The 11,120-nt window shown below is 70.2% G+C and carries 10 protein-coding genes and 1 tRNA gene; 9 read left to right on the top strand and 2 right to left on the bottom strand.

Annotation, left to right across the window (positions count from 1 at the left end):
• Positions 1-1,574, top strand: a 1,574-nt coding sequence (glmS, locus tag CCN42_RS16825) for a glutamine--fructose-6-phosphate transaminase (isomerizing) (protein WP_086736643.1), incomplete at its 5' end; no start/stop codon positions are given.
• A 377-nt stretch (positions 1,575-1,951) separates the two neighbouring features.
• On the opposite strand, the gene CCN42_RS16820 is transcribed toward glmS, so the two are convergent.
• Entirely contained in the window at positions 1,952-2,479 is a 528-nt protein-coding gene (locus tag CCN42_RS16820; RefSeq protein WP_086167606.1) for a universal stress protein, read from the bottom strand.
• A gap of 302 nt (positions 2,480-2,781) precedes the next feature.
• Between CCN42_RS16820 and CCN42_RS16815 the strand changes: the two genes are divergently transcribed.
• From CCN42_RS16815 to CCN42_RS16795, 5 genes are all read left to right on the top strand, one after another.
• Positions 2,782-3,132 carry a hypothetical protein gene (locus CCN42_RS16815; RefSeq protein ID WP_086736639.1) on the top strand — a complete coding sequence of 117 codons (351 nt, stop codon included), beginning with the start codon at positions 2,782-2,784 and terminating at the stop codon, positions 3,130-3,132.
• Between the two features lie 379 nt (positions 3,133-3,511).
• Positions 3,512-4,798, top strand: a complete 1,287-nt coding sequence (locus CCN42_RS16810) for a helix-turn-helix domain-containing protein (protein ID WP_086736637.1) — start codon at positions 3,512-3,514, stop codon at positions 4,796-4,798.
• A 120-nt stretch (positions 4,799-4,918) separates the two neighbouring features.
• Entirely contained in the window at positions 4,919-5,527 is a 609-nt protein-coding gene (gene orn / locus CCN42_RS16805; protein WP_086167609.1) for an oligoribonuclease, read from the top strand.
• A gap of 110 nt (positions 5,528-5,637) precedes the next feature.
• A tRNA-His gene (locus CCN42_RS16800) sits at positions 5,638-5,710 on the top strand.
• 123 nt (positions 5,711-5,833) lie between these two features.
• Entirely contained in the window at positions 5,834-6,487 is a 654-nt protein-coding gene (locus CCN42_RS16795; RefSeq protein WP_086736641.1) for a DUF7691 family protein, read from the top strand.
• A gap of 48 nt (positions 6,488-6,535) precedes the next feature.
• Here the strand turns inward: CCN42_RS16795 and CCN42_RS16790 are convergent, their stop codons facing one another.
• On the bottom strand, positions 6,536-7,591 hold the full coding sequence (locus CCN42_RS16790) for a LacI family DNA-binding transcriptional regulator (protein ID WP_086736636.1): 1,056 nt from the start codon (positions 7,589-7,591) through the stop codon (positions 6,536-6,538).
• A 352-nt stretch (positions 7,592-7,943) separates the two neighbouring features.
• On the opposite strand from CCN42_RS16790, the gene CCN42_RS16785 reads away from it, so the two are divergent.
• From CCN42_RS16785 to CCN42_RS16775, 3 genes are all read left to right on the top strand, one after another.
• Positions 7,944-9,263, top strand: coding sequence for an ABC transporter substrate-binding protein (locus CCN42_RS16785; protein WP_086736634.1), 1,320 nt, complete (start codon positions 7,944-7,946; stop codon positions 9,261-9,263).
• A gap of 5 nt (positions 9,264-9,268) precedes the next feature.
• Positions 9,269-10,288 carry a carbohydrate ABC transporter permease gene (locus tag CCN42_RS16780; protein WP_086736632.1) on the top strand — a complete coding sequence of 340 codons (1,020 nt, stop codon included), beginning with the start codon at positions 9,269-9,271 and terminating at the stop codon, positions 10,286-10,288.
• 11 nt (positions 10,289-10,299) lie between these two features.
• Positions 10,300-11,120, top strand: an 821-nt coding sequence (locus CCN42_RS16775; protein WP_086736630.1) for a carbohydrate ABC transporter permease, incomplete at its 3' end; no start/stop codon positions are given.

The following is an 11,120-nucleotide window of genomic DNA, read 5'->3' as shown; positions in this document are numbered from 1 at the left end:
CCGACATGAACGCCCACCCGCACCTGGACGCCGAGGGCAAGGTCGCCGTCGTCCACAACGGCATCATCGACAACGCCTCCGACCTGCGCCGCAAGCTGGAGGCGGACGGCGTCGAGTTCCTCTCCGAGACCGACACCGAGGTCCTGGTCCACCTGATCGCCCGCTCGCAGGCCGAGAAGCTGGAGGACAAGGTCCGCGAGACCGTCCGCCTCATCGAGGGCACCTACGGCATCGCCGTCCTGCACGCCGACTTCCCGGACCGCATCGTCGTCGCCCGCAACGGCTCCCCGGTCGTCCTCGGCATCGGCGAGAAGGAGATGTTCGTCGCCTCGGACATCGCCGCGCTGGTCACCCACACCCGGCAGATAGTGACGCTGGACGACGGCGAGATGGCCACGCTGAAGGCCGACGACTTCCGTACGTACACCACGGAGGGCACCCGGACCACGGCCGAGCCGACCACCGTCGAGTGGGAGGCCGCCTCCTACGACATGGGCGGCCACGACACCTACATGCACAAGGAGATCCACGAGCAGGCCGACGCCGTGGACCGCGTGCTGCGCGGCCGCATCGACGACCGGTTCTCCACCGTGCACCTCGGCGGCCTCAACCTGGACGCCCGCGAGGCCCGCCGCATCCGCCGCGTGAAGATCCTCGGCTGCGGCACCTCGTACCACGCCGGCATGATCGGCGCCCAGATGATCGAGGAGCTGGCCCGCATCCCCGCGGACGCCGAGCCGGCCTCCGAGTTCCGCTACCGCAACGCGGTCGTCGACCCCGACACCCTGTACATCGCGGTCTCCCAGTCCGGTGAGACGTACGACGTGCTGGCCGCCGTCCAGGAGCTGAAGCGCAAGGGCGCCCGCGTCCTCGGCGTCGTGAACGTCGTCGGCTCGGCGATCGCCCGCGAGGCCGACGGCGGCGTCTACGTGCACGCCGGCCCCGAGGTGTGCGTGGTGTCCACCAAGTGCTTCACCAACACCTGCGTCGCCTTCGCCCTGCTCGCCCTGCACCTCGGCCGCACCCGCGACCTGTCCGTGCGCGACGGCAAGCGGATCATCGAGGGCCTGCGCAAGCTGCCCGCCCAGATCTCCGAGATCATGGAGCAGGAGGCGGAGATCGAGAAGCTGGCCAAGGCCTACGCCGACGCCCGCTCGATGCTCTTCATCGGCCGCGTCCGGGGCTACCCGGTCGCCCGCGAGGCCTCCCTGAAGCTCAAGGAGGTCTCCTACATCCACGCCGAGGCCTACCCGGCCTCCGAGCTGAAGCACGGCCCGCTGGCGCTCATCGAGCCCGCCCTCCCGACGGTCGCCATCGTCCCGGACGACGACCTGCTGGAGAAGAACCGGGCCGCGATGGAGGAGATCAAGGCCCGCAGCGGCAAGATCCTCGCGGTCGCCCACCAGGAGCAGGAGAAGGCCGACCAGACGATCGTCGTCCCGAAGAACGAGGACGAGCTGGACCCGATCCTCATGGGCATCCCGCTCCAGCTCCTCGCCTACCACACGGCCCTGGCCCTGGGCCGGGACATCGACAAGCCGCGGAACCTGGCCAAGTCGGTGACGGTCGAGTAGCGCGCCCGGCAACGGACGAGAACGGACCCCCTGGTGTCGCCCCGGACACAGGGGGTCCGTTCACATGCCGGGGCTGCCCGAGCGCCCCGGCCCGCGCCGCCGGCCGGCAGCCGTCACCCGCCGGCCCGCCGCCCGCCCGTCGACCGAGCCGAGCCCGTCGTCCCCGGGAAACACCGTGGGCCGGTGCGCCGTTCCCGGTGGACGAGGCGGACTCCCTTCGCGGACGTGCGGTGGTGCGGTGACCCGTATATGCCCTTCACAAGAGCCCAAACACCTGTACGCATGAGTGGATTCACGCGTCACACCCAGGAGTTGACCGCCCGGAACGGGCATCTCGCCGACGAGAGGGGCGAGTCGGGGAACGGCCGGGGAGCGAGTTACGGGATGACCACCACGGGGCGCTTCGCCCGCTTGGCGAGCCGTCCGGCGACCGAACCGAAGATCCGGCCGACGACACCGTGCGTGGAGCCGACGACGATCGCGTCCGCCTCGTACTCCCGTCCCACCTCTTCGAGTTCGTGACAGATGTCGCCGCCGCGCTCGACCAGGATCCAGGGGACCTCGGCGAGGTAGTCGGCACACGCCAGCTCCAGCCCCAGCACCTCGGTGCGGTGGTCCGGCACGTCGACGAAGACCGGCGGCTCGCAGCCCGCCCACACCGTGGTCGGCAGCCGGTTGGCCACATGGACGATGATCAGGCCCGAGCCGGAGCGCTGCGCCATGCCGATCGCGTACGCAAGGGCGCGCTCGCTGGACATCGAGCCGTCGAAGCCGACGACGACGCCATGCTTGAAGGCGGGGTCGCACGAATGGCGTGGCTCTTCCGCCGCCAGGGGCTCGGCCGCCGTGGGATCGGCGACGGGCCGCTTGCGGTCCGCGGGTTCGAAGAAGTCGTGACCGGCCATGGCTGTCTCGGCGTTGTGATCCTTATTGGGTGGGACGACAGTGTGCGGCGGAGCTGTGTCCGGGAATCATCTTCCCAACCCCATACCCCCAAGGGTACGGCGGCACGCCTCCTTAGCCCAGATCTCGCGCACCGTCGGTGGCGGTTCACCGGAGCATGCACGAGGGTGCGCCCGTAACGCAATGGTTGCTGCCCCGTACAGGCGGTTTGCGCAGGATTCAGGCCATGGCAAGGTGACCGACCGGCCGACGCGCCGTTGAACCCCCTGCAACACCTCCAGGGAGCGTCACAGGGAGCACACCCATGTCCTCACGGTCCGGGCCGGACAGCGCGGCCGAGGTCGTCCGCTGGGCGGCCTTCAGCTGTGTCCTCGTCCCGGTGGTGCTCCTGTGGTACGGCACCTCGCCGGCCGGGGCGGCGGGCACCGCGCTCGGCCTCGCGTCCGTGACGGCCGTCTGCCGGCTGCTGCTGCGGCAGTCGGAGCGCGGCGCGGCCCGGCTGCTGGCGGAGGAACACGCTCCGCACCGGGGCCGGCATCAGCGGACGGGGTCGGGGGCGCACCGCGGGGAACGCTCCGGGGGGCGCCCCGGCGGACGCCCCGGCGGACGAACGGGCGGACGGTCCGACGGACCGGGAAATACACCGGTCGGCTGACCGGTTTCCGCGCACGCGCCCGTAGCTTTTCAGCCAACTTCTGAATGCTGTGCATCACCCGCGCGGAACACCCCCCACCCCCCGTTTGACCTGCACGGAAAGGGTCTCCAGTGAGGTCTGCACCCTACGCGGTTTGGCCACTGCGACGAGGCGCACTTCCCTGCACGGCCCACGAGTGCAACCCTTCGTGATCGAATGCTTTACGCCAAGTTGCCAAGTCGACAATGTGCCGGGTAGCGAACTGGCCATCCCGGTACGGCGTGACGCAGTAGATTCGATCTTGATTTGTCTTACGGCGGGGGACTCGTGCAGGACCGAGGGGAAACGTGCAGGAGCGACACAACCGAGGAGCCGCGACCACCGAGGGGGGCTTAGCGCGATGAGCCACGACTCCACTGCCGCGCCGGACACCGCGGCCCGGAAGCTGTCCGGGCGTCGCCGCAAGGAGATCGTCGCGGTGCTGCTGTTCAGCGGCGGCCCCATCTTCGAGAGTTCCATACCGCTGTCGGTGTTCGGGATCGACCGCCAGGACGCCGGCGTACCGCGCTACCGACTGCTGGTGTGCGCCGGCGAGGACGGCCCACTGCGGACCACAGGGGGCCTGGAACTCACCGCGCCACACGGCCTGGAGGCGATCTCGCGGGCGGGCACGGTCGTCGTGCCGGCCTGGCGGTCGATCACCTCGCCACCACCGGAGGACGCGCTCGACGCACTGCGCCGGGCGCACGAGGAAGGCGCCCGCATCGTCGGGCTGTGCACCGGCGCCTTCGTCCTCGCGGCGGCGGGCCTGCTGGACGGCCGCCCCGCGACCACCCACTGGATGTACGCGCCGACGCTGGCCAAGCGCTATCCGTCGGTGCACGTGGATCCGCGCGAACTCTTCGTCGACGACGGGGACGTCCTGACGTCGGCGGGCACCGCGGCCGGAATCGATCTCTGTCTCCACATCGTGCGGACGGACCACGGCAACGAGGCGGCCGGCGCGCTGGCCCGCCGCCTGGTCGTCCCACCGCGCCGAAGCGGAGGCCAGGAACGCTACCTAGACCGCTCTTTACCGGAAGAGATCGGCGCCGACCCGCTCGCCGAGGTCGTCGCCTGGGCGCTGGAGCACCTCCACGAGCAGTTCGACGTGGAGACGCTCGCGGCACGCGCGTACATGAGCCGTCGTACGTTCGACCGCCGGTTCCGCTCCCTCACCGGGAGCGCGCCGCTGCAGTGGCTGATCACCCAGCGGGTGCTCCAGGCGCAGCGGCTGCTGGAGACGTCGGACTACTCGGTGGACGAGGTGGCGGGCCGCTGCGGCTTCCGCTCCCCCGTCGCGCTGCGCGGCCACTTCCGCCGTCAGCTCGGCTCGTCCCCGGCGGCGTACCGGGCCGCGTACCGGGCGCGCCGGCCGCAGGGTGAGCGGCAGACCGACCCCGAGTCGACGGCGACGCCGAGCTCCGCGGGCCTGGGCGCGGGCCCGGGGCAGCCGGGTCCGGGCGGGATCGGCCAGCCGGGCCAGGGCGGGCACGCCGCCGCCGCGCACCACCAGGACCACCCGGTCCCGCTCCAGGCCCGCCGCACGGCGGCCGCGAGCGCGGTGGGCGCCTCGGGGGCCCTGGACCACCGGGACGCCTACGTGGGGTCGCGCGCCGGCCTCCCGGGGCAGCGCAGCGGAACGTGACCGTGTGACCGCACCGTGGGGCCACGAGGAACCTCCTCGTGGCCCCACGGCGTTCCCCGGGGCGCCGCGCAGCCGGTACGCGGGGGATCCGTCCCCGCCGCACGGCCGTAATGTGGACGCATGAACGATCGCATGGTGTGGATCGACTGCGAGATGACCGGCCTCTCGCTGTCCGACGACGCGCTCATCGAGGTAGCCGCCCTCGTCACCGACTCCGAGCTGAACGTGCTCGGCGAGGGCGTGGACATCGTCATCCGGCCGCCGGACCGGGCGCTGGAGACGATGCCGGAGGTGGTGCGGGAGATGCACACCGCGTCCGGGCTGCTCGCCGAGCTGGCGAACGGCACGACCCTCGCGGACGCCGAGGAGCAGGTCCTGGCGTACGTACGCGAGCACGTCAAGGAACCGGGCAAGGCCCCGCTGTGCGGCAACTCCGTCGGCACGGACCGCGGCTTCCTCCTCCGTGACATGCCGACCCTGGAGGACTACCTCCACTACCGGATCGTCGACGTGTCGTCGATCAAGGAGCTGGCGCGCCGCTGGTACCCGAGGGCCTACTTCAACAGCCCGGAGAAGAACGGCAACCACCGGGCCCTCGCCGACATCCGCGAGTCCATCGCCGAGCTGCGCTACTACCGCGAGGCCGTCTTCGTCCCGCAGCCCGGACCCGACTCGGAGACCGCCAGGACGATCGCCGCCAAGTACGTTCTGCCTGCTCAGCACGGCTGACGAAGGCCGTCGGGAGGGGCGCCGCGAAACGTGTGCGCGAGCACCCCTTCGGACCCTGTACACTTTTTCTCGGCCGGTCGGGGAAACGACAAAGTCCGTCGCCGGTCATGGTGGGTGTAGCTCAGCTGGTAGAGCACCTGGTTGTGGTCCAGGATGCCGCGGGTTCGAGTCCCGTCACTCACCCTGAGTGATCAGCCGGTGACCTTCGGAAGAGGGTCACCGGCTGATCGCGTTGTACGGCCCGCCCGTCGGCTCGCCCTCCGGCTCGTGCCCGGATTGTCAGTGGCGCCTGCCACGATGACGATCATGAGCCGGATCATCTCGTACAACACCGCCGACAAGGCCGACGTCCTCGCCTTCCTCGGCGCCGCCGGGAACCTCACCGCCGACCAGGAGCGCGTCCTGGAGATGGTGCGCGAGCGGGCGCGCAGGAGCCAGGAGGAGCTCGACCGCCAGGGCATCGACTGGGGGTTGTCCATACCCGACGCGCTGGACCACCTCGTGGCCGGCCACGCCGACTCGGACGCCTCCTACGCGGCCGGCGCCTACAGCCGGGCGCTCCAGCACATCATCGACTGCAACGGGTCGGACCCGGCCGAGCTGGGCGTGTACTCCAAGCCCTCCACCTTCTTCGGCCTGCTCGACGAGGAACTGCGCCGCCTGGGCGTGAGTGCCGATCTGCTGCTGCACCAGCACCTGTTCTCCGGGCCGCCGAAGGAGATCCCCTTCCTCCTCCCGCACCCCGTGGACGGCCCGTACATCGGCATGTTCCCGCTCGCCAAGGCCAAACCGGCGGCCGACGCCTACCGCGCCGTGCTGGACCGGCTGGACGAGAGCTTCCGGTACGACCTCCGGGAGCTGATCGAGAAGCTGGAGTTCGAGCACACCGAGTGGGAGTACGCCACGGAGAAGATCGACTGGTACACCCAGGACACGATCTTCTTCTCCATCAGGGGCTGACGGCCGATCCGAGCCCTCACCCGACGCGGCCCTCGCGGCGGGCCCCGCTCAGGACGACGCCCGCGCCACCAGTTCCGTGGCCAGCACCACCTGGCGCCGCTCCAGGCCCCGCGACACCGCCGGGCGGCGGTCCGCGATCTCGGTGAGGAGGAGGTCGATCATGCGGCGGCCCATCTCCTGGATCGGCTGGCGGACGCTGGTCAGGGGCGGGTCCATGTGGCGGGCGATCGCCGAGTCGTCGTAGCCGACCAGGGCCACGTCGTCGGGGATGCGGCGGCCCGCCTCGCGCAGGGCGTGGCGGGCGCCCGCCGCCGTGACGTCGGAGGCCGCGAAGACCGCGTCCAGGTCGGGGCGGCGCGACAGCAGCTCGGCGGTCGCCCGGCGGCCGCCCTCCTCCGTGAAGTCGCCCGCCTCGATCAGCCCTTCGTCGACCTCGTGGCCGGCGTCGGTGAGCGCGTCGCGGTAGCCGTCGATGCGGCGCTGGGCGCCGTAGACGTCGAGGCGGCCGGTGATGTGCGCTATGCGGCGGCGGCCGTGGGCGAGGAGGTGCTCGACGGCCGAGCGCGCGCCGCCGTAGTTGTCCGAGTCGACGGACGGCAGGGTCTCCGCCGCGGAGCGCGGGCCGCTGATCACCGCGGGGATCTCCAGCTGGGACAGGAGGTCCGGGAGGGGGTCGTCGGCGTGGACGGAGACCAGCAGGACGCCGTCGACGCGGTGTGCGGCGAGGTACTGGGCGAGGCGCTGACGCTCGCGGTCGCTGCCCGCGAAGATCAGCAACAGCTGCATCTCGGTGTCCGAGAGTTCCGCGCCGACGCCGCGCAGCATGTCCGAGAAGTAGGGCTCGGCGAAGAAGCGGGTCTCCGGTTCGGGGACCACCAACGCGATCGCGTCGGTGCGGTTGGCGGCGAGGGCGCGCGCGGCCGTGTTCGGGACGTAACCGAGTTCCGCGACCGCCGCCTCGACGGCCGCGCGGGTCGCGTCACTGACCCGGGGGGAGCCGTTGATCACCCGGGAGACCGTGCCGCGCCCGACCCCGGCGCGTGCGGCGACCTCCTCCAGAGTCGGCCGGCCGCCGCTGCGGCCCCGCGCTCCGTGGCTTGCCATGGGCTTCGCCCTCCCTCGTACACCCGTTGGCCTGGAATCTAACAGTGCCGCGGCCATCTGGCGCCGAGCGGCCACGGGCGATCCCGGCCGAGGGTCCCAGTTAACAGGCCGATAACTGAACGCAGATCTCCGCGTCCGCTCCCTTGACACCCCCGCTCGAACCCACGAACCTTCAACACATCACCGATGGGAGCGCTCCCACACTACCTGGCACATACACAACCCGCACGTTCCCCGCCCGAGCCGCAGCGCCACACCGCACCAAGCAACACCCAGAGAGCTTCATGCACAACGGGGCCAACCAAGCAATTCTGGCCGGGGGGTCGGCACGTCAGGGCAACTGGAGGACCCAATGCGAGCATCTACCCGAATCCGCCGCAAGGCGGTCGTCCTGGCGGCCGTAGCGTCGCTGGGCACCGGGCTGCTGGCCGGCTGTGCCGACGACGGCGACAACGAGTCGGGCTCGTCGAACGGCGGCGACGGCAGCGGCAAGACCACCATCACCCTGGGACTCTTCGGCACGTTCGGCTTCAAGGAGGCCGGGCTGTACGACGAGTACATGAAGCTCAACCCCGACGTCGTCATCAAGGAGAACGTCGTCGAGCGCAACGAGAACTACTACCCCGCCCTCGTGAACCACCTGACCACCAACAGCGGTCTGATGGACATCCAGGGCATCGAGGTCGGCAACATCGCCGAGGTCGTCGCCACCCAGTCCGACAAGCTGCTCGACCTGTCGAAGTACGGCAAGAAGAGCGACTACCTGGAATGGAAGTGGCAGCAGGCCACCACCAAGGACGGTACGACGGTCGGCCTCGGCACCGACGTCGGCCCGATGGCGATCTGCTACCGCAAGGACCTCTTCCAGCAGGCCGGACTGCCCACCGAGCGCGAGGAAGTCGCCAAGCTGTGGGCGGGCGACTGGAAGAAGTTCGTCGACGCCGGCCGTGACTACCAGAAGAAGGCGCCCAAGGGCACCACCTTCATGGACTCCCCCGGCGGTCTGATCAACGCGATCCTCAGCAGCGAGACCGAGCGGTTCTACGACGCCTCCGGCAAGGTCGTCTACAAGGAGAACCCGGCCGTGAAGGCCGCCTTCGACCTCACCGCCGAGGCGGCCGAGGACGGGCTGGTCGGCAACCAGACCCAGTTCCAGCCCGCCTGGGACACCACCATCGCCAACAGCAAGTTCGCCGCGATGTCCTGCCCGCCGTGGATGCTCGGCTACATCAAGGGCAAGTCGAAGCCGGAGGCCAAGGGCAAGTGGGACGTGGCCGCGGCCCCCAAGTCCGGCAACTGGGGCGGCTCCTTCCTGTCCGTGCCGAAGTCGGGCAAGAACACCGAGGAGGCCGCGAAGCTGGCCGCCTGGCTGACCGCGCCCGAGCAGCAGGCCAAGCTGTTCAAGGTGCAGGGCAGCTTCCCGAGCACCCCGGCCGCGTACACCATGCCCGAGGTCACCGGCGCCAAGAACGACATGACCGGTGACGCCCCGATCGGCGAGATCTTCGCCGAGGCCGCCAAGAACGGCCCGGTCCAGGTGATCGGCCCGAAGGACCAGATCATCCAGCAGGGCCTCACCGACAACGGCGTCATCCTGGTCGCCCAGGGCAAGTCGCCCGAGGAGGCCTGGGAGAACGCCGTGAAGACCATCGACAACAACCTGGACCAGTGACCCGTATGACCACTGGGCACGACACCACCGCCGCGTCCCCCTCCGTCGAGGGGGGCGCGGCCCCGGGCCGCCCGCCCGGCGATCCCGCCGCCGTGGAGAAGGAGCGCCGCCACCGGGCCCGGCTGTCCCGCCGCTGGCAGCGGGACGTGCGCTGGAGCCCGTACGCGTTCGTCTCCCCGTTCTTCCTGCTGTTCGTGGCCTTCGGCCTGTTCCCGCTCGTCTACACGGGCTGGGCCTCGCTGCACAAGGTGGAACTGACCGCGCCCACCGACATGGACTGGGTGGGCCTTCGCAACTACACCAGGATCTTCGACGACGAGTTCTTCTGGAACGCGGCGCAGAACACCCTGACCATCGGCATCATCTCCACCGTGCCGCAGCTGCTGATGGCCATGGGCCTCGCCCACATCCTCAACTACAAGCTGCGCGCCTCGACCTTCTACCGGGTCGCGATGCTCGCGCCGTACGCGACCTCGATCGCCGCGGCCTCGCTGGTCTTCGTGCTGCTCTTCGGCCGCGACTACGGCATGATCAACTGGGCCCTCGGCCTGGTCGGCGTCGACAACATCGACTGGCAGAACGAGACCTGGGCCTCCCAGATCGCCGTGTCGACGATCGTGATCTGGCGCTGGACCGGCTACAACGCGCTGATCTACCTCGCGGCGATGCAGGCGATCCCGCAGGACCTGTACGAGTCGGCGGCGCTGGACGGCGCCAACCGCTGGCAGCAGTTCTTCCACGTCACGCTGCCCTCGCTGCGGCCGACCATCCTGTTCACCACCGTCGTCTCCACGATCGGCGCCTCGCAGCTGTTCGGCGAGCCGCTGCTGTTCGACGCGAACAAGGGCGCCTCCGGCGGATCCCAGCACCAGTTCCAGACGCTCGGCCTGTACCTGTACGAGCAGGGCTGGGTGAACCAGCACCTCGGCCGGGCCTCCGCCATCGCCTGGACGATGTTCCTGATCCTCATCCTGATCGGGATCGTCAACTACGTCATCTCGCGCCGGCTGCGCGCCAGTAGTTAGGAGAACCGGCCGTGACGACGACACTGACTCCCCCGGATCCGGACCAGGCCGAGAAGGCGCCGCAGCGCTCGCGCCGGCCCCGGGCCGCGCGGGCGGGCGGGCAGATGCACGCCGGTCCCGTCGCGTACGTGGTGCTCGCGCTGTTCACCATCGGCTCGCTGTTCCCGCTGGTGTGGACGGCGATCGCCGCCTCCCGCGACAACAACCGGCTGGCGCAGACCCCGCCGCCGTTCTGGTTCGGCGCCAACCTCTTCGACAACCTCGAACTGGCCTGGACGGACGCCAACCTGGGCGAGGCGTTCCTCAACACCACCATCGTGGCGGGGATCTCGGCGGCCACGATCGTCTTCCTGTCGACTATCGCCGGGTTCGCCTTCGCCAAGCTGCGCTTCAAGGGCCGGGGCGCGCTGATGCTGATCGTCATCGGCACGATGATGGTGCCGCCGCAGCTCAGCGTGATCCCGCTGTACATGATGGTCGCCAAGCTCGACTGGACCGACCAGCTCCAGGCGGTGATCTTCCCGTCGCTGGTCAGCGCGTTCGGTGTGTTCTTCATGCGGCAGTACCTGATCCAGGCGCTGCCGGACGAGATCATCGAGGCCGCCCGGATGGACGGCGCGAGCAGCTGGCGCGTGGTGTGGCACGTGGTGTTCCCGGCGGCGCGGCCCGCGATGGCCGTGCTGGGGATGCTGATGTTCGTGCAGACCTGGAACGACTTCCTGTGGCCGTTCCTGGTGCTGACGCAGACCGGCAACCCCACGGTGCAGGTCGCTGTGGCGGGCCTGGGCCGCGGCTACACCCCCGACCAGTCCCTGATCATGGCGGGCGCGCT

This window comes from Streptomyces glaucescens (assembly GCF_002154375.1).
GTDB lineage: Bacteria > Actinomycetota > Actinomycetes > Streptomycetales > Streptomycetaceae > Streptomyces > Streptomyces glaucescens.
The sequence above is the reverse complement of the archived record's forward strand: the minus strand, read 5'-3'. Positions and strand labels throughout refer to the sequence as shown.